General features: G+C 38.6%; 18 protein-coding genes and 1 other RNA gene. 3 read left to right on the forward strand and 16 right to left on the reverse strand.

Features of this window, described 5'->3' with window-relative positions; translation table 11 throughout:
• Positions 1–103 precede the first annotated feature (103 nt).
• From IBX42_RS06990 to rnpB, 3 genes are all read right to left on the reverse strand, one after another.
• Positions 104–649, reverse strand: coding sequence for a response regulator (locus IBX42_RS06990; RefSeq protein WP_294930832.1), 546 nt, complete (start codon positions 647–649; stop codon positions 104–106).
• Between the two features lie 114 nt (positions 650–763).
• Complete coding sequence (locus IBX42_RS06995; RefSeq protein ID WP_294930836.1) at positions 764–976, reverse strand: hypothetical protein; 213 nt, start codon at positions 974–976, stop codon at positions 764–766.
• A gap of 205 nt (positions 977–1,181) precedes the next feature.
• Positions 1,182–1,551, reverse strand: an RNA gene (gene rnpB / locus IBX42_RS07000) — RNase P RNA component class A.
• 175 nt (positions 1,552–1,726) lie between these two features.
• On the opposite strand from rnpB, the gene IBX42_RS07005 reads away from it, so the two are divergent.
• Complete coding sequence (locus tag IBX42_RS07005) at positions 1,727–2,344, forward strand: TetR/AcrR family transcriptional regulator (protein WP_294930838.1); 618 nt, start codon at positions 1,727–1,729, stop codon at positions 2,342–2,344.
• 89 nt (positions 2,345–2,433) lie between these two features.
• On the opposite strand, the gene IBX42_RS07010 is transcribed toward IBX42_RS07005, so the two are convergent.
• The 10 genes from IBX42_RS07010 to mltG all read right to left on the reverse strand — a co-directional run bounded on the left by IBX42_RS07010 (position 2,434) and on the right by mltG (position 13,390).
• The gene (locus IBX42_RS07010) at positions 2,434–2,991 is read right to left on the reverse strand and encodes a 2-oxoacid:acceptor oxidoreductase family protein (protein WP_294930840.1); all 558 of its coding nucleotides are present in this window, start codon (positions 2,989–2,991) and stop codon (positions 2,434–2,436) included.
• A 10-nt stretch (positions 2,992–3,001) separates the two neighbouring features.
• Positions 3,002–3,859 (reverse strand): 2-oxoglutarate ferredoxin oxidoreductase subunit beta, encoded by an 858-nt coding sequence (locus tag IBX42_RS07015; RefSeq protein WP_294930842.1) that lies wholly within the window; start codon positions 3,857–3,859, stop codon positions 3,002–3,004.
• A 1-nt stretch (position 3,860) separates the two neighbouring features.
• Positions 3,861–4,994, reverse strand: coding sequence for a 2-oxoglutarate synthase subunit alpha (locus IBX42_RS07020; protein WP_294930844.1), 1,134 nt, complete (start codon positions 4,992–4,994; stop codon positions 3,861–3,863).
• Positions 4,994–5,329, reverse strand: coding sequence for a 4Fe-4S dicluster domain-containing protein (locus IBX42_RS07025; protein ID WP_294930846.1), 336 nt, complete (start codon positions 5,327–5,329; stop codon positions 4,994–4,996). Before IBX42_RS07025 ends, IBX42_RS07020 begins: the two co-directional genes overlap by 1 nt.
• Before the next feature lie 187 nt (positions 5,330–5,516).
• Positions 5,517–6,389 carry a succinate--CoA ligase subunit alpha gene (gene sucD / locus IBX42_RS07030; protein WP_294930848.1) on the reverse strand — a complete coding sequence of 291 codons (873 nt, stop codon included), beginning with the start codon at positions 6,387–6,389 and terminating at the stop codon, positions 5,517–5,519.
• A gap of 33 nt (positions 6,390–6,422) precedes the next feature.
• A complete protein-coding gene (gene sucC, locus IBX42_RS07035) occupies positions 6,423–7,595 on the reverse strand; it encodes an ADP-forming succinate--CoA ligase subunit beta (RefSeq protein ID WP_294930850.1) in 1,173 nt (390 codons plus the stop codon).
• A gap of 19 nt (positions 7,596–7,614) precedes the next feature.
• The gene (gene fumC, locus IBX42_RS07040) at positions 7,615–9,003 is read right to left on the reverse strand and encodes a class II fumarate hydratase (protein ID WP_294930852.1); all 1,389 of its coding nucleotides are present in this window, start codon (positions 9,001–9,003) and stop codon (positions 7,615–7,617) included.
• Entirely contained in the window at positions 9,000–9,962 is a 963-nt protein-coding gene (gene mdh / locus IBX42_RS07045; protein ID WP_294930854.1) for a malate dehydrogenase, read from the reverse strand. The genes fumC and mdh overlap by 4 nt, the downstream gene beginning before the upstream one ends.
• Before the next feature lie 180 nt (positions 9,963–10,142).
• Positions 10,143–12,317 (reverse strand): NADP-dependent isocitrate dehydrogenase, encoded by a 2,175-nt coding sequence (locus tag IBX42_RS07050; RefSeq protein ID WP_294930856.1) that lies wholly within the window; start codon positions 12,315–12,317, stop codon positions 10,143–10,145.
• 128 nt (positions 12,318–12,445) lie between these two features.
• Positions 12,446–13,390, reverse strand: a complete 945-nt coding sequence (mltG, locus tag IBX42_RS07055; RefSeq protein WP_294930859.1) for an endolytic transglycosylase MltG — start codon at positions 13,388–13,390, stop codon at positions 12,446–12,448.
• On the opposite strand from mltG, the gene IBX42_RS07060 reads away from it, so the two are divergent.
• Complete coding sequence (locus tag IBX42_RS07060; protein ID WP_294930861.1) at positions 13,320–16,484, forward strand: AsmA-like C-terminal domain-containing protein; 3,165 nt, start codon at positions 13,320–13,322, stop codon at positions 16,482–16,484. The genes mltG and IBX42_RS07060 overlap by 71 nt on opposite strands.
• 14 nt (positions 16,485–16,498) lie before the next feature.
• On the opposite strand, the gene IBX42_RS07065 is transcribed toward IBX42_RS07060, so the two are convergent.
• Entirely contained in the window at positions 16,499–17,701 is a 1,203-nt protein-coding gene (locus IBX42_RS07065) for an ABC transporter permease (RefSeq protein ID WP_294930863.1), read from the reverse strand.
• Positions 17,698–20,271, reverse strand: a complete 2,574-nt coding sequence (gene secA, locus IBX42_RS07070; protein ID WP_294930865.1) for a preprotein translocase subunit SecA — start codon at positions 20,269–20,271, stop codon at positions 17,698–17,700. The genes IBX42_RS07065 and secA overlap by 4 nt, the downstream gene beginning before the upstream one ends.
• 188 nt (positions 20,272–20,459) lie before the next feature.
• Between secA and lolA the strand changes: the two genes are divergently transcribed.
• Complete coding sequence (lolA, locus tag IBX42_RS07075) at positions 20,460–20,975, forward strand: LolA-like outer membrane lipoprotein chaperone (protein WP_294930867.1); 516 nt, start codon at positions 20,460–20,462, stop codon at positions 20,973–20,975.
• A 62-nt stretch (positions 20,976–21,037) separates the two neighbouring features.
• Here the strand turns inward: lolA and acnB are convergent, their stop codons facing one another.
• Positions 21,038–23,629, reverse strand: a complete 2,592-nt coding sequence (acnB, locus tag IBX42_RS07080; protein ID WP_294930869.1) for a bifunctional aconitate hydratase 2/2-methylisocitrate dehydratase — start codon at positions 23,627–23,629, stop codon at positions 21,038–21,040.
• Between the last annotated feature and the right edge of the window lie 86 nt (positions 23,630–23,715).

Consider the following 23,715-nt stretch of genomic DNA (forward strand, 5'->3'; position numbering starts at 1 on the left):
TTTCCTATATCAACTCTATAATCCGGGATATTTTTCAGAGCTTCGATGAGCTTTTAAGTGAAATTTTATTTTTCATCGGATTTACCTAGTAAACAAAAGGTATTTATTCGTAAAAATTGCGTAAAGCTCTTATTATTACGGCATTTTTAGAGATGCTCTCAGCCTTTGCGTTATCGTTTACGATTTCGTACAGATCTAAAGGAAGTGAGATTGAGAATGTTTTAGTCTCAATTTTCTTCTTTTTGTTTATCATAGATACAACACTTGATAATAATTCAATTATCTTTTTAGTATCTATTGGTTTTTGAATAAAACTATTTACACCCACTTCAATAGATTCAGATATCTTCTCAATATCGTTACTTGCTGATATGACAATAATAATCTGATTTGGATTTATTTCACGAATTTTGCGTGAAAGCTCAATTCCGTCCATTTCAGCCATTATAATATCTACAAAAACTATGTCAGGAGCTGATTTTGAATAGGCTTCAAGAGCTTCCTTTCCATTAAAACATGACTTAACATCAGCGAAAAAGTTTTTAAAAGTAGAGCTTAAAAGCTCGTTAGCTACTTTTTCATCCTCCACAACCATTGCGGTTAATTTCTTCGTTTCTTCGGTTAATTGAACTAAATCTACATTAGACATACAAAATCCTTCATTTAAATATGAAGGGATTATAGCAGATAATTGGGTAACAAATCAAACAGTAAATAATTGAATTGAATTAAAACAGAACTAAAAAGCACGAGCAGGGCGTTGTTAATCATATTTTTTAAACTTTTCCAACCACTCCAAGTCAGATCCTCCCTTTGAGAACTCCTCTTTTTGCCTAAGAAGAGAGTCTACAATACTTAGAAGTGTCTCTTCATCCATGAATTTAAGTAAATCAGGATTGATTGAAGTCTTATGAATTCCCTCATAGCTATTAAGTAAATTTTGAATATCTTGTATTAATTTCTCTTTTCTGCTCATCTATGATTCTCTTTATTTGTTATTGAATTATTGTTTTAATCTAATTACATGCTTGTATTAAACATAAAAGTGTATTGAAATAGTTCTGTTGTTTTGATTATATTGGAAGAATATCAACTTGATTAACATAATGTAAATTCTCTTGAAAATAGTTTTGCGCCTTGTGTAGGTTCGGGCAGTGTTAATATTAAAAAGTATGAGAGTTTATTTAGGCACAACATAAGCCGAGTTTTGTTTTGATAGTATTAATCTACTTTACTATTTACATAGTAACTCTAGCGAAACAGTAGCATAAGAAGAGATGCAGTGTTCCCACCGCATTCTTTCCATTAAGACGCTGACCATCTGTTTCTTGCTGCCATGTTGGGTTTACAAGCTCTCTATATTGCTATAGAGACTGGTGGGCTCTTACCCCACCCTTTCACCTTTACCACTTTTAGTAAACTAAAAATGGAAGTCTGCTCTCTGTTGCACTTTCCCTCGTATCACTACGGCCATTAGTTAAATGGAACACTGTCTTATAGCAGCTCGGACTTTCCTCTTGAAATCAATCAAGTAACTATCTGTTGTACCTATAAAATTGTACAAAAAAATTGCTTTAAGTATGTTTTTAAACAATATGAACAGTTGTTCATTATCTAAACTTATTAAATGAACGATTGTTCATATACTCTAAGCATAGATTAACAACTGTTCATATATAATTTTATTTAAATTAACAGTTGTTCATATACTAAAAAAGGTTAGAAAATGCCCGAAAACACGACGATTCCAAAGAAATCAAATACAAAGCAAAAGATCATAAAAGCTTCATCTACTCTCTTCTCTGAGCATGGTTACAATGCTACAAGTGTGAGAAAAATCGCTTCAGCGGTGGGAATAAGAGAGAGTGCTTTGTATAATCACTTCAAAAACAAAGAGGAGATATTTTTATGTGTCGCAAAAGAGATATTCACCACTCCATTCTCAGAAGATAGTGCTGATATAAAAGAGTCTGCGTTAAAAGGAAAGGCTTTTTTACAAAAATTTGCTATGCAGTATAAGCTTCTCACGTTCGATAAAAACAATGAGAATATGTTTAGATTGCTAATGATAGAGTTGTTTCAAAATAAGGAGCTCAGAGAGCAGTTTATGAACGAATTTCACGATGAGAATATCAAAATGCTCTCAGAGGCATTTTTTATTATGATGCAGCACTCGTTAGTACGATCTGCAGATCCTATGATGGTTGCGTATGAGTTTATATCCACCCTATTCTATATAAGGCTTCAGATTACGCTTTTAAGATTTGACAGCACGCCTACAACAGCTCTTTCAACGCAGTTCGAAAAGCATGTGGAGTTCTTTTGGGAAAGTATCAGAGTGTGATATTTTTTAATATGAATATTCATACTATTTAATATTGAAGAATAATTTAAAAAAAAGACGGTCTTTTAGAGACCGTCTTTAAAATGTAGTTATTTTTTCATTGCTTCGTTAGCATACTTTTCACCAAGATCATATGCTGTTTTATTTACATCATGAACTTTAGCAGGTACTTTCGAGAGCATCGTCTCAATTAAAACTTCTCTATCGAGAGGTTTCATAATTGTATTTGCTATTGCAAGTGCAACAACCGATTGAGTAATAACATTACCGACCTCTTCTTTTGCAATAGTAATAATTGGAATCTCAATTACATTCCATTTTTTTCTATCTTCATCACTAGGCTTAACAAGATTTGGATCTACAACTATAGTTCCGCCGTCTTGCACACCTTTTTTAAATTGATCATAACTTACCTGTGCAACAGAGAGCATAAAGCTAATCTCACCGTCATTTGCATATGGATAGTATATCTCATCATCATCAAGTGTAATATCAACAACCGTTGGTCCGCCACGAACCTGAGACGTATATGTCGCAGTTTTTAGTCCATGACCACCTGTTTTAATCTTTGCTGCAGCAAAGATTTCACCCGCAAGAAGAACGCCCTGCCCACCGACACCGGTAAATCTCATTAATGTTCTAGCCATTGCGCTCTCCTTATATTTTTTTCTCAAAGTCATCTTGAGTAAGTATTTTTCTCTTACCTTGATGAACTTTGATTATTTCTGCGTACATGTCACAGTACTCTTTTGCTTCTGTATCCTCTTTAAGAATTCCTGTAGGCAAAAGATTTTTTCTCTCTTCTTCACTCATAGCATCATATTTCTTTTTAGAAACAGTAATGTTATCTATCCAAGCTAGATTTTCCATTGCAGAAGCCATTTTGTTTTTTCTTCCTAGGTTTATATGGCAGTTTGACAATACGTCAAGGAATGCAAAACCTTTATGTTCGATAGCTTTAACAAAAATTTTCTCAAGTTTTTTAGGGTCTATCATGCTCTCTCTAGCGACAAAAGATGCTCCCGCAGCTATTGCTAAATTAGTAGCATTGAAAGTAGGATCTATATTACCGGCTTTTTGAGACACTGTCCACATACCCTGTGGAGTTGTAGGACTCGTCTGAGAGTTTGTTAAACCATAGATAAAGTTGTTTATAACTATCATAGTGATGTCTATATTTCTTCTGCATCCGTGAATAGTATGATTACCGCCAATTGCAAGTGCATCTCCATCGCCGGCTACACAAATAACATGCTTGTCAGGATTTGCTAATTTTATACCCGTTGCAAAAGCAACTGTTCTACCATGCGTTGTGTGAACGGTATTGAAATCAATGTAAGATGAAAATCTTCCAGAGCATCCAATTCCCGATACTACGCAAACATCATCTTTATTAAGTCCAAGCTTATCGACGGCTCTGATGAAAGCTTTTAAAATAACTCCATCGCCACAACCCCAACACCAAAGAGTTGGTACTTTCTCTAATCTTAAGTAGTTCTCATAATTAAATGCCATCTTAGAGCTCCTTTACTTTATTTACTATTTCATAAGGAGAGATTGGTCTTCCGTTTACTTTAAATAGACCATTTATATCAAGTCTACCTGTAGCACGTTGAACTTCGTCTCTGTATTGCCCTATGTTTAACTCAACACATAAAACTTTCGGAATTCTAGCTGCAAGCTCTCTCATCTTCTCCGCAGGACTTGGCCAAAGCGTTATAGGTCTAAATAGACCGGCTTTGATACCATCTTCTCTTAGGTGTCTAATCGCCTCTTTAGCAGCAAGTGAAACTGAGCCATAAGCAACTATCAATATTTCAGCATCATCCGTATTGAACTCTTCGTATAGTTCAATCTCATCTTTATGAAGTTCAACTTTGTCTTCAAGTCTCTGGATAAGTTTTCTACAAGTCTCTATCTCTTCAGTAGGAAAACCTTTTTTATCGTGATGTAAGCCAGTAAAGTGATAGCGATACCCTTTGAACATCGGGTTTAAAACTGCCGGCTGATCATGCTCGCACCCATATGGAAAATACTCTTCCGCAGGACCGTCAAACGTTTTTCTAGGAACTATCCCAGCTTTTACTTCCTCTTCTGTAGGGAGCATAGCTTTTCCGTGCATGTGACCGAGTGTCTCATCAAGTAGAACAAATACAGGCTGCATAAATCTGTCTGCCAAATTAAATGCTCTTACGGTTTCAGTATAGCACTCTGCCAATGAACCTGCACATAGCGTGATTGATTTATAGTCACCATGTGAAGGATTCTTTGCTTGAGCAACGTCACCTTGAGATACACGAGTCGGAAGACCTGTTGATGGACCACCGCGCATAACGTTCACTACAACCAAAGGAACTTCAGTCATTTGAGCCAAACCAAGGTTTTCCGCTTTTAGTGAAATACCGGGACCTGAAGTTGCTGTCATAGTTCTAACGCCGCTCATTCCCGCACCAATTGCTGCTGCAACTCCTGCAATCTCATCTTCCATCTGGATACAAGCTCCACCGATCTCTGGCAACATGTCAGACAACTCATGCATAATTTCGCTTGATGGAGTTATCGGATAACCTGCAAAAAATCTACATCCCGCATCTTTTGCCGCCAATGCAGATAATTCATTACCGCTTGAAATAACTTCTCTAGTTGCCATTACTTAGCTCCTTTTTGTTCTAGTGACATATAATTATTTGCTACAATAGCTATTTGACGCTCTTTTGAGTCATCAGTTAATTTTGCAAATTTATACTCTTTCTTCTCTGCTACAAATATAGCAAAGTCCGGACATGACAATTCACACTCCATGCATCCTATACAAGACTCTGGATGCTGAACAGATATCATAGCACCAAGAGTTGATGTAGGTTCATACACCATTCCAAGAACGCCCGCAGGGCATACTGAAACACAAATATCGCAAGCTTTGCAGTTGTTTGTGTTTACCCAAACAGGTTGATTGCCTGGATTCTCAGTTTTAAAAGTTCCCATTTATTCTCCTCTTTTGTTTTGAAGCGCAGTACAACATGTGAAGTATCTCTACGTCACTACATTAAACTGTTACTTATTTTTACAGATAGGTTAACCTACTTTAATTAATATTGCTCTGAAATTGTGCTAATGGCGCTTCTTAGTACCGTTAATGTTACTTAATGAAGCTCGCACAAAGAGGCAATACTTATCTAGAGAGTACCTCTGCTACCGCTTTGCCGATATCAGCCGGAGAAACGACCACTTTCACGCCCGCTGCCTCTAGTGCAGCCATCTTCTCTGCTGCAGTCCCTGCTCCGCCTGAAACGATAGCTCCGGCATGACCCATTCTTTTACCTTTTGGAGCAGTTTGACCTGCTATAAAAGCAACAACAGGTTTTGTAATATGCTCTTTTATGAACGCTGCTGCTTGTATCTCAAGGTCTCCGCCTATCTCACCAATCATTACGATAGCATGTGTCTCAGGGTCTGCTTCAAACATCGGCAGAAGATCTTTATAAGAAAGCCCGATAATCGGGTCTCCGCCAATACCGACTGCCGTAGAGATTCCAAAACCTTGTTTTACAACTTGGTTTGCACCTTCGTAAGTAAGTGTTCCGGATTTTGAGATAAGTCCAATATTTCCTTTTTTGAAAATCACGCCAGGCATAATGCCGATCTTACACTCTTCGGCAGTTATGATACCCGGACAGTTTGGTCCTATTGTTTTCATGCTATGTTTTGTCGCGTACGCTTTAGCTGCCTGCATGTCACGGACAGGAGCACCTTCTGTAATAATGACAGCAAGTTCAATACCTGCATCAGCAGCTTCCATAACGGCATCGGCTACAAAAGCAGGCGGAACAAAAATCATTGAAACAGTTGCGCCCGTAGATGCAACAGCCTCTTTAACGGTATTGAAAACAGGTTTTCCTAAATGCTCAGTTCCGCCTTTATTTGGAGTAACTCCGCCTACAATTTTTGTTCCGTATGCCAAACACTGCTCAGCATGAAAAGAACCCTCTTTACCCGTAAAACCTTGAACGATAACTTTTGTATCTTTATTTACCAATATACTCATAAAACTTACTCTCCTTTTCTAAAGAAACAGCGCTTAGGCTTGTTTTGCTGCAGCTACCGCTTTTGCCGCGCCATCTGCTAAGTCTGTTGCCGATGTGACATTTGCAATATTTGCATTTCTTAAAATCTCTGCCGCTTCGGGTGCATTTGTACCATCGAGTCTAACAATAACCGGCACATGAACATCAACAAGCTTAGTTGCTTCTAAGATTCCGTTTGCAATACGGTCACATCTAACAATTCCGCCAAAAATATTTACAAAAATTGCTTTTACTTTAGGGTTTTTAAGAATTATTTCAAAACCTTTTGCAACAGTTTCAGCGTTAGCAGAACCGCCAACGTCTAGAAAGTTTGCCGGAGTTCCTCCCATGTAGTTAATCGTATCCATAGTACCCATAGCAAGCCCTGCCCCGTTTACCATACAGCCGATTTCACCATCAAGGCTCACATAGCTCAGACCATACTGACTAGCTTCACGCTCATCTGCATCCTCTTCGCTAATATCTCTCATCGACTCAATCTCCGGGTGACGCCCAAGTGCAGAGTCATCAAATCCCATCTTGCCATCAAGTGCTATAAAATCTCCGGAACCGGTTTTTACAAGAGGATTTATCTCTATCATTTCAGCATCATTTTCTAAGTAGAGTTTATAGAGCGCTGCTGCAAGTTTAATAAATTTACCCTGCTCCGCTTTGTCTGTAATACCTAAACCAAAAACCAACTCTCTTCCATGAAAGCCTTGAAAGCCGATAGCAGGATCAACCGCTACTTTGATAATCTTCTCAGGTGTATCATGCGCAACGTCTTCGATTGCCATACCGCCCTCTGTAGAAGCCATAATAACAGGCATTTCGCGTGCACGGTCAAGAACAATACCAAGATAAAGTTCATCTTTTATATCTGCACCCTCTTCGATGTAGAGTTTTTGAACTAATTTGCCCTCAGGTCCTGTTTGATGAGTAACCAAAGTCATCCCAAGAATCTCTTCTGAGAATTTTTTTACTTCATCAATGCTTTTAGCAAGTTTTACCCCGCCCCCTAATCCGCGACCGCCTGCATGTATCTGAGCTTTAACAACCCAGATAGGTCCGCCCAGCTCTTCTGCATTAATAACTGCCTGCTTTACGCTCTCAGCCATCAGACCTTTTGGCGTAGGAATGCCATATTTAGCAAAAATCTGTTTTGCTTGATATTCATGTATATTCATCTATTCTCCTTGGTTAAATTTACTTAGGTGCTATCATATCTTGCGGTATGACATATTTATCGAACTCTTGGGCACTCAAAAGACCTAGCTCTATTGCCGTCTCTTTGAGAGTTGAATTGTTTTTATGTGCTGTTTTTGCTATTTTGGCCGCATTTTCATAACCAATATATGGATTAAGAGCCGTAACTAACATAAGCGAATTTTGCAAATAAAAATCAATTTTATCTTCAACAGGCTCTATTCCAACGGCGCAGTGGTCGTTAAAAGAGACAATGGAGTCAGCAAGTAAACGGCAAGACTGTAAAAAGTTGTATGCGATTACCGGCTTGAAAACATTCAACTGGAAGTTACCTTGACTAGCCGCAAAACCAATTGTCGTATCATTTCCCATAACTTGACATGTAACCATGGTTACAGCTTCAGCTTGAGTCGGGTTTACTTTGCCCGGCATAATTGAAGAGCCCGGCTCATTTTCAGGAATAGTAATCTCCCCTATTCCACATCTTGGACCAGAAGCTAGCCATCTTACATCGTTTGCAATTTTCATCATATCTGCCGAGAGTGCTTTGAGTGCGCCGTGAGCAAAAACCAAAGCATCATGTGAAGTGAGTGCATGGAATTTATTTGGTGCAGTTACAAATGCGTGCCCTGTCAATTCCGTCAATTTTTTAGCGACTCTCTCTCCAAGTTCAGGATGAGCATTAAGACCTGTTCCAACCGCTGTTCCGCCAAGTGCAAGCTCGCGAACCGCTTCAAGAGAATCTTTAGCCATTTTTTCACACTTGTTTAGCATCTCAACCCAGCCGCTAATCTCTTGACCAAGAGTTAAAGGAGTTGCATCCTGAAGATGCGTACGCCCTATTTTTACAATTGACTCAAATTTAGCAGACTTCTGCGCAAGAGTAGCTTTTAGTTTGGCAATAGCCGGTAAAACACGAGTCTCTACTGCAATAACAGCCGCTACATGGAGCGCTGTCGGATAGGTATCGTTTGAGCTTTGTGATTTGTTTACATCGTCGTTTGGATGAACTAATTTCTTAACTCTAAAATCGCCGCCTAATATCTCTGTGGCACGGTTTGCAAGAACTTCGTTATTGTTCATATTTGACTGTGTGCCTGAGCCCGTCTGCCAAACAACCAACGGATAGTTTCCATCAAGTTTGCCTGCTAACATGTCATCGCAAGCCTGCGCAATTGCATCGGCTTTTTTTGCATCAAGCTTGCCCAAATCTTTATTTACAAGTGCTACAGCCTTTTTAAGATACGAAAACGCTCTTGTTATCTCATAAGGCATAGTCTCTTCGCCGATAGCAAAGTTCTCTATCGATCTTTGAGTCTGCGCCGCCCAATAGGCATCCATTGGGACATCTATTTCACCCATTGTGTCTTTTTCAATACGAGTGTTCAAATTTGTTCTCCTTCAAAAAATTTATTTCTATTTAACGTGTCAATCAAAGTTTTAACAGAGTCACATGAGTTTTTAAACATCTCTTTCTCTGTGTCATTAAGAGTTATCTCAATAATTTTCTCAGCGCCGTTTGCGCCAAGCATTACCGGCACACCTGAAACTACGTCAGAGTAGCTATACTCACCCTCTAGATATACCGCGCATGGATGAATCTGTTTTGTATCTTTTAAAATAGCTTCAACCATTATAGTCGTCGATTTTGCCGGTGCATAGTATGCCGAACCCGTCTTAAGATGACTAACAATTTCAGCACCGCCGTTACGCGTACGAATTACAATCTCATCAATCTCTGCAGATGTTAAAAGATCTGCAAGAGGAACGCCTGCTACAGTCGAGTAGCGTGGAAGAGGAACCATGTCATCACCGTGACCGCCCATAACTGACGCACGAATCTGACCCCCGCCGTATCCGAGTTTTTCCTGTATAAAACTAGCCATTCTTGAACTATCTAAAATACCGGCCATTCCGATAACACGGCTTCTCTCAAAACCACTCTCCTTAAGCGCTACATAAGTCATAGCATCAAGCGGATTTGAGACCATGATTATGATTGCATCGGGAGAGTATTTCGCAATGCCTTGAACAACCTCTTTGGTAATATTTGCATTTATCATAAGCAAATCATCGCGGCTCATGCCAGGAAGTCTTGGGCTTCCTGCGGTTACAACAACTACATCACAGTTTGTCAAATCAGACATATCTTCAGCTACACTAACCATAGTGTGACTTCTTACGGCTGAAGCAGCTTGACTCATATCGAGCGCTTTTCCTTTGGCAACATCAATCTTGTTATCACGAAGAATTATCTCATGACAAGAACCAAGCATTGCCAGAGAGTAAGCTACTGTTGCACCGACATTTCCGGCGCCTACTATTCCTACTCTTTTTCCTTGATTCATACGCACTCCTTGAGTAAATTATTACGATATTTTAATCAAATACTATTTAGGTATCTTTAAATTATCATGTAAAGACTTTTTTGCCTTTTGTGTAGAACCAACGGGTTTCACATAAAAAGAAAAACAGAGCATCTCCTGCATGGCTTGCATGCAGGAGAAGAACTCTTTATTGTTAGATAATTAGATGCTGTCTATTATAGCATTTAGTGTTGCAGAGGGTCTCATCGCAGCTTCAGCTTTTGCATCATTTGGATGGAAGTAACCACCGATATCTTGTGGCTTACCTTCAACAGCTAAAAGCTCTTGCATAATTTTTGCTTCATTCTCCTCCAGAGCAGCCGCAATAGGAGCAAATTTAGCTGCTAACTCAGCATTTTCACCCTCAGCTAATGCTTTTGCCCAATATTGTGCTAAATAGAAGTGAGAAGCTTTGTTATCTGGCTCTCCGGCTTTTCTTGAAGGCTCCTTTGAGTTATCCAAGTAGCCTTCATTTGCTTTGTCTAAAGCTGCTGTTAAAGCTGAAAGTTTAGCATCTGAGTGTTTATGACCTAAAAATCTTAAAGACTCTGCAAGCGCTAAGAACTCACCAAGAGAATCCCATCTTAAGTGACCCTCTGCTAAAAATTGCTCAACATGTTTAGGCGCAGATCCGCCCGCACCAGTCTCATATAGACCACCGCCTGCTAATAATGGTACGATTGAAAGCATCTTCGCAGATGTTCCAAGCTCCAAAATCGGGTACATGTCTGTTAAGTGATCACGTAAAACGTTACCAGTTACAGCGATTGTATTTAATCCTTGTCTGATTCTAGTGTTTGTAAATCTAGTTGCATCAGTAACATTCATAAATTGAATATCTAAACCGGTTGTATCAAAATCAGCTAAATATTTTTTAACTTTTTTCATAACTTCAGCATCGTGAGCTCTGTTTTCATCCAACCAGAATACTGCAGGGATACCCTCAATTCTTGTTCTCTCAACTGTTAAACGAACCCAGTCTTTGATTGGAATATCTTTTGTTCTAGACATTCTCCAAATATCACCGGCTTCACACTCAGAACTCATCAATACTTTACCATCTTCAGTTGTAACCGTTACGGTACCCGCTTCTGAGAGCACAAATGTAGTTGGGTGAGAACCGTACTCTTCAGCTTTTTGAGCCATAAGACCGATGTTTTGCATAGTACCCATAGTAGTTACATCATACTGACCGTTTTTAACACAATCAGCTACCATTTCAGCATGGAACATTGCGTAAGTAGAATCAGGAATTACCGCAACAGTCTCTAGCGCTGCACCAGTTCTATCCCACTGCTTGCCGCCTTCACGAACAACTACAGGCATAGAAGCATCGATAATTACATCGTTAGATGCATTGAAGTTTGTAGTACCTTTTTCGGAGTCAACCATTGCAAGTTTTGGTGCATCAGAATCTAGTACAGCTTTAAATGCAGCTTTAATCTCAGCCTCTTTAGCGTGACCTTTGATTTTTTTCTCTAAGTCGGACATACCTTGATTAGGATTAACATTTAACTCTTTAAATGTATCTGCGTATTTAGCAAAAACATCTCCAAAGAAGATCTCAAATGCATGACCAAACATAACTGGATCAGAGATTTTCATCATAGTCGCTTTTAAGTGAAGTGACCAGATAACATCTTTTGCTTTTGCATCTTCGATTGTTTGCTTATAAAATGCACGAAGAGCTTTGATTGACATAAACGTACCATCAAGAACTTCGCCGGCCAATGCTTTAATGGTTGTTAGTTCTTTACCGTTTAGTGCGATTGTCACTTTTTGATCTTTATCAGAAACTACAGATTTTTCATTTCCATAAAAATCGCCATCTCCTTCCATATGTGCAACGTAAGCTTTTGAGTTCTCTGAGAAAGCTTTTAATCTGTGAGGATTTTTCTTAGCAAAGTTTTTAACAGCAACTGCAGCACGACGGTCAGAGTTACCTTCACGAAGAACAGGGTTAACTGCTGAACCTAAACATGTGCTATATTTAGCTTGAATAGCTTTTTGGGCATCATCTGCCGGGTTTTCAGGATAGTTAGGAACATCATAACCTTGAGCTTGAAGCTCAGCAATACAATCTTTAAGCTGACCAACTGAAGCTGAAATATTTGGAAGCTTGATAATATTTGCATCTTCTTGTAAAACAACTTCGCCAAGCTTTGAGAGCTCGTCTTCTGCAAGACCCATCGTAGCTAAAACTCTGCCCGCCAGTGAAATATCACTTAAAACCACTTCAACACTCGCTGCTTTAGTAAAAGCATTTACGATTGGTAATAACGAATAAGTTGCTAAAGCCGGTGCTTCATCAATCTTTGACCAAATAATTTTCGACATTGTGTTTCCTCAAGTTTATATTTTTATTTTCATCAAGTGTATGAAAATTTACAAAGTCAATGATATCACTAAGATGTAATAATCTGAGGTAAGCAGATGTAAAGATTACTTTATTTCATAAAACTGTTTCATTTGGTAACGCGCTTTATATTGAGCAAATGTGTAGAATAGTTACGCGAGAAATTGTGTGTACCGCTCTTTGATTTCATAAAATAGAGAAAATTAGTCTGCGCAGGAAAGATTGCAGCCTTTATGGCATCAAAACTCACATTGCAGACGGGAGCCGTAGGAATGCCGCTGTGCAGGTAAGTATTGTATGATGAGCTATCCTCTTTTATCATCTTTGGAGTGACTCTGATGTGTGAGTATTTTCCATAATTGAGGGTACCGTCCATCTGCAGTTTCATACCTTTTTTTAGCCTGTTATATATAACCGAACTAACCAGAGGCATCTCCTCTATATTTGCAGATTCCTTCTGAATAATAGATGCGATTGTTACAAAATGAAACCATTTCTTCTCATTATAGTTTCCAAAAATCTTCATTGACAAACTCTTCATCTGCGAGAGCGATTCGTTTAAAAGTATCTTTATCGCTATACTTTCTGTTATACCCATCGGCAAACTGTATGTATTGGGCACAAATGCGCCCTCTATATGTTTACTCTGAAGTTCATACTCTTTTTGCAAGAGATCTCTTTGAAGATTCAGCTCCTCTGCCAACTGGTCTAGAAAAATATATGTTGTCTCACCAGGTATTAAAGTAACATTTTGAAGCGCAGCCTTTGCAGTTGTGAGTTTGTATAAAAAATCGCCTCTAGTGCTTAGTGTAGTTCCTACGTTTATCCAGCCGCTTTGAGGAGAACCCATCACCCTTAACAGCAGTGAATCCAGTTTGCCTACATTGAAATTTTTATCACTCAAATGTGTTATAATCTTGTTAATAGAACCTGTGGGGATATATATTACCTGTGGGGATTTTATAGGCTTATTTAGGTAATACATGAACGACAACATAATAATCAGCACAATCTCAAAAATCCATTTTATACTTATAACTGTTTTGTCGTTCATATTTATACTACTCTTTTGGGCGTTTGTACTTCTGCAAAATGGACTCTATATAGATGATATATCATTCCAAAATATTAAAGTTAAGAAATTATACATTAAATGGGACGAAAAAATAACCATCAGTGCAAATGAGATTACTGTTGCTAAAAACAGTAGCAATAAAAACTCTGAAATCCAATATAAACAAATCCTTCAAATAGTAAAAGAGATGCTCCCCTTTACAGACTGGCTAAAAGAGCTTGCAATTGAAAAAATTACCCTAGATGGCATCGAGGGAAAGGTAAAATATATAGATGATCAAAAAGGTTATCTCTATCTTGCATCAAATACATTTACTCTAAAGGGCTCTCTTCTGCCAAACAGCGGTCTGCTATACATAACAATTGAGGAGTTAAAAGCTTTTGAAAAGGGCTTGAACATTAACGGCTCCATTATTTTAAAGGCCAAGAAGGAGCTTAGTTTTACGGCGCTCTTAAATATATATTTGGATGATGAGACAAACTTCAACCTGCATCTTCACGGAGATACTCAAAAACTCTTTTACGAACTTGAATCAGAACAGCTCATAAAAAATGCAAAAAAAATAGTCACTCTTTTTGCCCTAGAGCCAAATATAAAGTATTGGGTAGATGACGCTATAGAGATGTCAAGCTTGTCTATTGAGAGTTTTAGCGGCTGGTTTGAGTATAAAAACCTTGAAAAGGCATATTTGAACCTTCATGCTAAGGCCACTGCAAATAATCTGAAATACACCTATGACCAAAAACTCGCACCCGTCAATTCCGCTAAAACCGATCTGGAGTTTAAAGATGGGGTGCTTTACATTAGACCAAAACAGGCATATTCATACGATTTTTATCTGGATAGAAGCTGGTTAAAGATTGATTTTGCCAAAAAGGAAGAGCTTTTAACGCTACACCTTCTCTTTGAAGCTCAAGCAAATAAAGATATAGTCTCTTTGCTTGAGAGATATGAGATAAAACTCCCTTTTATCCAAAACAAAGGTCAGGTTGAGACTGATTTAACACTTGGTGTAAACTTAAGAACATTGGATGTTGAAGCAGATGGAAGTTTCTATGTAAGAAATGCTCAAATCAACTATCTTGGGTTGGATATTGATGTGGCAAATGCCGACATGTTTCTAAAAAATAGCTATGTCAAAGTTGAGAATATCTCTGCAAAGTACAAAGATATTGCCTCTGCAGATGCATATATGGAGCTTGACACAAAAGAGTCAAAAGGCAAGCTTACACTAAAATTTGACAGGATTGCTCATAAAGAGAGCTCTTTGGCACTTGCAAACAAGAAAAAACTAGTTGCCGTCTACAATATATTGCCAAAAGAGGACTATATCTCAATCGGGAAGTCAACATGGGAGTACAAAGGAAAGAGAATAGAGGTCAGTGCCATAAAAGTGCCTTTTAAGATGAATGAGTTAAAAGCTCATCTACCCGTCACTTCCGTAGTTGTTCCTGAATTTGGATCGGCTTTGCTATCGGGAGATATCTCTTTTAAATCAAACAGAGCCGATTTAGATATTGATATAATAAAAATAAATAAAGAGGGTATGGAAGTAAGCAAGCCTACTCCTGCATTGAAGCTGCTTTATGAGAAAGGTGCAATAACCATATCATCGAAAAAAGCAATCTCTATAAAGATAGATCAAAAAATAGCAATGTTTCAAAATGTAGCATTTAACATCACACAAGATTCAATAAAAGCAGATAATATAGTAATAAACTACAACGATACGCTTAAATCGAAAATAAGCCTTAATTACAATCCAAAAAGCTCAAGCGCAGAAGTAATTTTAAAAGATTTTGCAATGTATGACAACGAGTTTAATGAGCTGTTTAAGGCAGATGAAAATATAGAGCTTCTCCTGCACCATAAGGAGCAGAAGACGGTTATAGGCTCAAAAAAATATGATTTTGAGTATATTAGCGACAACTATGGGTGGAGAGTAGATGCAAAATCTCTTGAAAAAATCTCACAACACTCAAAAATATTAAAAAAGTATGATTTGACAAATGGAAGCTTAAAGATAGAAAAAAAAGAGAAACAAAGAAGCATAGGGTTTTTGCTCCAAAGTGAGTATAAATATAAATTTTTAACAACACTGGATAAGCAAATCGAGAGCTATACGGCAGAGGGCAGCTATAATTTAGATACGAAAAAAACAGACTTTACAATCAACAACGTGGTTGATGTGCAAATCATGGACGAGATTAAAATTAACGCTAAAAACATTGGGATAAATATAAAAGAGATTATTAGCTACTTTACAAAAATAGAGGGCACACAAGAGTTGAACAGCAAAACAAAGCTCTACATTGAAACACAAAACTCATTTTTATATCTGGCAGAAAATAGACGTATAGTCTCAGATAGAATCGACTTAAAGTATATTGATGGAACCATATCCGCTGAGCTTCTGCACAACAGAGGTCGCGCCATCTTTACCCTAAGGGATGATAAAATCTATCTCTACGGAGATGAGTTTGGGGATGAGTTTATGGATAAACTTTTTGCTCTCTCTAAATTTAAGGGTGGCTCTTTAGAGTTTTTTATAAACGGTTCTCTAAAAGAGTTTGACGGAATGATAAACATCAAGGATTCAACCATACTTGACTACAAGATACTGAACAACATACTCGCTTTTGTAAACACCGTCCCATCACTCGTTACCTTCTCCCTTCCTGGATATAGTAAAAAAGGAATTGCCGCCGAGAGAGCCTATATCAATTTTAAATTTAAAGACGACGTTTATAAGATGAGTGATATATATCTTAAATCAAAAGAGATTGAAATAGTGGGAGTTGGAGAAGCAAGTATAGAGAAGAACCGTATCGATATGGATTTAAATCTAAAAACGGATCTTGGAAGTTCGGTATCGAAAATACCGCTTGTCGGCTATATTCTCCTTGGAAAAGAGAATATTTCAATCACACTCAAGGTTACCGGCAAACTAGATGACCCGGATGTAACGACTCAGATTGCCAAAGATATTGCCGTAGCTCCTTTTAACATAATAAAAAGAACTTTTATGTTCCCATTTGAAATATTTAAAAGCGAAGATAAAAAAAATAAATAGAGATAGTCTTCTATCTACTCATTTCTAAGAACGGTTAAGATATCTACTTCACTCGCTTTTTTTGCAGGGTAAAAAGAGGAGAGAACAACAATAACAAATGCTCCGATGACAATAAAGAGAAAATCTTTAAGACTTAAATCCAGTGGCAGAGTAGATGTAGGATAAACGTCTTTTGGCAAGTTTACTATGTCGAATGTACTAAGCACCCACAATCCGCTCAAACCCAAGACTATACCCGCTAAAATACCACTCATTCCGATAACAATGCCTAAGTACAAGAACACTTTCTTAACCTCGGCAGAGGTCGCACCGAGTGAAAGAAGCAGTGCTATTTCGCTTCTTCTATTCATAACCGTCATCAAAAGCGAAGATATAATATTAATCGCAGCAATAAGAATAATAAGCATTAAAACAATAAAGAGCGATGCCTTTTCAAGTTCGAGTGCCGCAAAGAAGTTTACATTGTCTTCCCACCACCCTTTTATGGTTACGCTTCTTGGAAGATGTTCTTTTATTTTAAGTATATCTTCATGTGGGTTAGCGGAGAAGATATGGATTCCGCTATATTGATTACTTGGTATATTCATAATCGCCTGAAGTGAAGCAAGTGTTGTGTAACTGTACGCTTTATCGTAAGCAGAAAGTCCCGAATCAAATACGCCGCTGACGTTAAATCTTTTTATCTTAGGTGTAACAGACATTCCGCCCGGCTCTACATGCGTAAATATATACATTAGTTTATCGTCGGTATTGAGATTAAGCTCCTCTTTAAGAGACTTGCCTATTAAAACATCAAACTTATCAAAGCTGTTTTCTTTAATTGCTTCTCTTAGTACGCTGTTTACATTGGCTTCACTCTTAAAATCAACCCCGAATATATAGCCGCCCTCAAGTTTTGAACCGCTTCTTGCCATTACAGAGGATTGTACATAAGGACTGAATTTAAGATCAGGAAACTTTGATTCCAACTCTAAGAGCAAATTTTCATTAACGGAGCCGTAAAATTTTGGAATAATGGTTAACGGGTAGTTCATAATGGTAAGTTTTTTTCTAAACTCGTTGTCAAAACCGTTCATAAGCGCCATAGCGATTATAAGAACCATGACACCCAGAGTAATGCCCAAAAATGCCAATAATGCAGACAAAAAGATAAATGGCTGCTCGCTGTCAAAGCGCAAAAAGCGCTTTACCAAATATGGAACTATTGATGTTTTCAAGAAGCAAATACACCTTTTTTAGGACCGCTTTTACCGCAACACTGCTTATACTTCTTGCCGCTTCCGCATGGACAAGTGTCATTTCTAGAGACCTTTTTTTCGCTGTTTTGCTCTTCTTCGTTATAGAGATTAAACTGTCTTGCCGCCTCAGTTATTTTTCTCTGGATATCCATCTGCTGAGCAACCTTCTTTGCTTCCTCTTCTGGGTCTTCAACTCTAAAGCGTATAATGTGAAGCGTTTTTATAGTATTGAATTTAATATCGGATATAAGCTCCGTAAAGAGGTTAAAGCTCTCTTTTTTATACTCAACAAGCGGATCTTTTTGGTTGTAGGCTCTTAGTCTAATCCCAGTCTTCATATTATCCATAGCATAAAGATGCTCTCTCCACGCACTGTCAAGCTCTTTTAGGTACAGCTCTCTCTCTATCTCACTGCGGATACTCTCATCAAGCACGCTCATCTTCTCATCATATACTTTTCTGACGCTCTCTATAATCTTTTGCACCAGCTCTTCATGCTCAAAAGAAGCGAAATCTTTTGTGTCAAGCTCTATATTTAACTCTTCATGGATAAGCTTAAAGACTTTTTCCAAATTGAAATCCTCTTTCTCTCCTCCCTCAAATATATCGCAACTACCTAATATATGCGCTATATACTCTGCTCTAATCTCATTGATTTTTGTAGAGATGTCAAACTCGGGATCAAGCAGTTGATTTCTAAATCTATATACTATTTTTCTCTGCTCGTTTGCAACATCATCATACTCAACGACATGCTTTCTACCCTCGTAGTGCATGTTTTCAACTTTCTTCTGTGCTTTTTCAACCGCGCGAGTAACCATCTTAGACTCTATATATTCGCCGTCTTCAACGCCGAGTCTCTCCATGATGCTCTTAATCTTATCGCTTCCGAAAATCCTAAGGAGATTGTCTTCAAGAGAGAGGTAAAACTGTGTAGTTCCCGGGTCACCTTGGCGTCCACTTCTTCCACGGAGCTGATTGTCTATACGGCGGTTCTCATGTCTCTCTGTTCCTACAATATATAGACCGCCAAGAGCTCTTACTTCATCGTTAACTTTAATGTCAACGCCGCGTCCTGCCATATTTGTAGCAATTGTAACAGCACCTTTTGCGCCCGCATTTTTAATAATCTCACCCTCTTGCGCGTGATTTTTTGCGTTGAGCACCGTGTGCGCTATCTTCTCTTTCTTGAGTGTTTCATGAAGCACTTCTGATTTGTCGATAGAAGCGGTACCGATAAGAACCGGCTGACCTGTTTTTGAGAGCTCTTTTATTGTTTTTATAACAGCTTCAAACTTCTCTTTTTCTGTTTTATAAATAAGGTCGTTGAGATCTTTTCTTACAACCGGAATATTTGTAGGTATAGAGATAACATCAAGAGAGTATATCTGAGCAAACTCCGTAGCTTCGGTCTGTGCAGTTCCCGTCATGCCCGCTAGTTTGCCATACATTCTAAAGTAGTTTTGAAACGTAATGTCGGCTAATGTCTGCGTCTCTTCTTTAATCTCAACACCCTCTTTTGCCTCTAGTGCCTGATGCAGACCCTCGGAGTAACGGCGTCCTTCGCTAAGGCGACCCGTAAACTCATCTACGATTACAACCTCGCCGTTATTTACGACATAGTCCACATCTCTCTCAAAAAGGTAGTTTGCTTTAAGCGCCTGATCTAATATATGCGAAAGTGAAGCGTTCTCAGGACTGTAAAGATTCTCAACTTTAAACAACTCCTCTGCCCTTGTTATACCCTCTTCACTTAGTAGAACTACTTTGTCTTTTTCATCGACACTAAAGTGCTCATCTTTAACTAACTGCAGAGCAATTTTATTTGCATCTGCAAAATCTTGAAGTGTTCTGTTTGTAGGTCCGGAGATAATAAGCGGAGTTCTTGCTTCATCAATCAAAATACTGTCAACTTCATCTACGATAACAAAGTTGTGACCTCTTTGAACCATATGCTCTTTCGAGTAGCTCATATTGTCTCTTAGGTAATCAAAGCCGAATTCGTTATTTGTTCCGTATGTTATATCTGCATTGTAGACTTCTCTTTTTATAGATGGGTTGTGCATATTCTCTTCAATTACGCCTACACTGAAACCCAAAAATTCATAAAGAGGGCGCATCTCATTCCCATCCCTAGAAGCAAGGTAGTCGTTTACGGTTACAAGGTGCACGCCTTTGCCCGTAATGGCGTTTAGAACAATAGGAAGAGTTGCTACAAGAGTTTTTCCCTCTCCTGTCTTCATCTCGGCAATCCTGCCCTCATGAAGAACAACCCCACCGATGAGCTGAACGTCAAAGTGTCTCATCTTCAGCGTTCTTACGCTTGCCTCTCTTGTTATTGCAAAAGAGTCCGCCAAAACATCATCCAAGCTTCTGCTTCCACTTAAAACACTCTCTTTTAGCTCAGAAAAAGCACCTTTTAACGCATCATCACTCAGAGCCTGATATTTACTCTCCAGCATATTTATGTTATTTACAATTCTTACATATTTTTTTAGTTCACGATCATTTGTCGTGCCAAATATCTTACCGAATAATGCTTGTAGCATCCGCAACCTTATTATAGACAAACACCCTCTTTCGGGCATATGTCACTGAAATTCTTTTTATTTTATCATACTTATAATTACATTTTGCATAAATAGTAAAATGATTTTTTCAAATGTGCAGAGAGATTTAATATTAAACAATATGTAAACAATCGCTTAGATATAATTTTTCAAAAACAAGGGTCAAAATGAAAAAACTCCTTCTTGCTACTTTTATAAGCGTGCAACTTTTTGCATCACTTCAAGAGCTTACCTCCTTTGAAGCAGATTTTTCGCAGAGCATTACCGATGAAAAAGAGAAGGTACTGACATATCATGGGCGAATTGTAGCTCTAAAGCCACAAAATGCTAGATGGAGCTATATAGAGCCCATTAAAAAAGATGTATTTATAAATGACTTTCAAGTGACGATAGTCGAGCCTGAAATTGAGCAGGTAATTATTAAAAGGATAGAGTCAAACTTTGACTTCTTCAAAATAGTATCGAGTGCAAAAAAAATTGATCAAAATACCTATGTGGCATTTTATAGAGAGACGAAATTTACCATAGTTAAAAATGGCGATTTTATTGAGTCTATATCATATCTGGATGAGTTTGAAAACAGAGTAAAGATAACTTTTGAGAACCAGAAACAGAACCATACAATAAAGAAGTCGATTTTTATTCCAAAATACCCTATAGAGTTCGATATTATAAAAGATTGATTTAACGAGTAAGTGAAGTTTTGCAGAAAAGGTTATAGACCTTTTCTGCACTGTTTTAGAGCTTATACGGCTTTAATTTTAACACCATATTTCTCTTCAGCTACGCTACGATCCTCAAGATGGTAGTTTTTAATCTCATTGAAGTTTAGGTATTTATAAACATCGGCTTCTTTTCCGGCAAGTTTTGAAGGTACAATACTCATATACTCCTCTACCGTAGGAATTTTGCCTAGCTTAGAACATACCGCTGCAAGTTCAGCAGAACCAAGATAAACCTGAGTACCTTTACCTAAACGGTTGTCAAAGTTACGAGTAGATGTAGAGAAAACTGTCGAGCCTGGACGAGCACTTGCCTGATTACCCATGCAAAGTGAACAACCAGGCACCTCAGTTTGCGCAGCTATGGATTTAAAAACATCATAGTACCCTTCATTTATCAACTGTTGCTCATCCATACGAGTCGGCGGAACTATCCAGAATTTCTCAACTGCAACTTTGCCCTCACCGCGCATAACTTCACCCGCAGCACGGTAGTGACCTATGTTAGTCATACAAGAACCAAGGAATACTTCATCGATTTTCTCGCCTGCAACTTCACTTAAAAGTTTAACATTATCAGGATCGTTCGGACAAGCAACTATCGGTTCTGTTACTTCATTAAGGTCGATTTCTATAACTGCTGCATACTCTGCATCAGCATCTGGCTGCATTAAAGACGGCTTACTTAACCACTCCTTCATTTTATCTGCACGGCGCTGCAAGGTACGAGCATCTTGATAGCCATCAGCAATCATCGCTTCTATAAGCGCAACATTTGACTTTAGATATTCAATAACCGGTGCTTCATTTAAAAGTACGGTACATGCAGCAGCAGAACGCTCGGCAGATGCATCTGAAAGTTCAAATGCCTGCTCTGCTTTAAGATCAGGAAGACCTTCGATCTCTAAAATACGTCCGTTGAAAATGTTCTTCTTACCTTTTTTCTCAACAGTCAAAAGACCCTGCTTGATTGCATAATAAGGAATAGCGTTTACAAGGTCACGAAGTGTGATACCCGGCTGCAATTCGCCTTTAAATCTAACAAGCACAGACTCAGGCATAGTAAGAGGCATAGAACCGGTAACAGCAGCAAAAGCGACGATTCCAGAGCCACCAGGAAAAGAGATTCCGATTGGGAAACGTGTGTGGCTATCTGCACCGGTTCCTACAGTATCGGGAAGAGTTAAACGGTTTAACCAAGAGTGAATAACTCCATCACCAGGACGAAGTGCAACACCTGAGCGCTTAGAGATAAAATCAGGAAGCGTATGGTGCATTACAACGTCTGAAGGCTTTGGATACGCTGCAGTATGGCAAAAAGACTGCATAACCAAGTCAGCACTAAAACCAAGTGCAGCAAGCTCTACAACTTCGTCTCTTGTCATTGGTCCGGTTGTATCTTGGCTTCCAACAGTTGAAGTTACCGGCTCAACATACATATCAGGACGAACTCCTGTCATGCCGCAAGCACGACCTACCATCTTTTGAGCAAGAGTGTAGCCCTTACCACTATCTGCGGGCTGATCTGCGGTTAGGAAGACATCAAAAGCTCCCATACCAAGAACGCCGCGCGCCTTAGCAGTTAAACCGCGACCGATGATAAGCGGAATACGACCGCCTGCTCTAACTTCATCCGTAATTGTGTTTGGGTTTAGTTTAAACGTAGCGATACATTTGCCATCTTTATGAGCCTCGCCCTTATATGGATAGATAGTAACAACGTCACCGCTCTCCATCTGAGTAACATCAAGCTCTAAAGGCAGCGCGCCTGAATCTTCACATGTAGCAAAAAAGATAGGAGCAATAATTCCGCCAAGAACAACACCACCGGTGCGCTTGTTTGGAACACCCGGAATGTCTTCGCCCATGTGCCACTGAACAGAGTTAACACCTGACTTTCTTGAGCTTCCTGTTCCTACAACATCACCGACGTAAGCAATAGGGTTGCCTTTTTCTTTTAGTTTTTTGATAGTGTTAATCGGGTCATCCATTTTTGAAACAAGCATAGAGTTTGCATGAAGTGGGATATCTGAACGCGTAAACGCTTCAGAAGCAGGAGAAAGGTCATCTGTATTTGTCTCTCCCGGAACTTTAAAAACCGTAACAGTAATCTCATCTGCCAAAGCCGACTTTGAAGTAAACCACTCAGCATTTGCCCACGAAGTCATAACCTCAGTAGCATGTGCATTTCCGGCTTTGTGAAGCTCTTCTACATCATTAAAAGCATCATACACGAGAAGAGTGTGCTTTAGAGCCTCTTTTGCAGTTTCAACTACTTCAGAGTTTTTTGAAGTAAGCGCATCGACTAAAGGCTTTACATTATATCCGCCAAGCATCATGCCCATAATTTTCGCGGCATGTGCAGGTAAAATAGCCCTAACGCTGACTTTTTCAGAAGCAACATCATTTAAAAATGCAGCTTTTACATACGCAGCATCATCAACACCCGGCGAAACACGGTTTGTAAGAAGATCTATATTCTGATCCATATCGCCTTGTCCGGCTTTGATCATCTCAATTAATGCAGCAGTTTGTTCAGCAGAAAGCGGAAGCGGTGGAACACCAAGTGCCTCTCTCTCAGCTATATGCGCTCTATACTCTTCTATAAATGCCATTGTTATTCCTATTTGTAAATTTATGAGTGATTATAACTAAATATGTAAACAGTAAAACACTAGTGTTACGAAACTAAACAAAAGCA

It is taken from the genome of Sulfurimonas sp., from assembly GCF_014859695.1.
Lineage (GTDB): Bacteria > Campylobacterota > Campylobacteria > Campylobacterales > Sulfurimonadaceae > Sulfurimonas.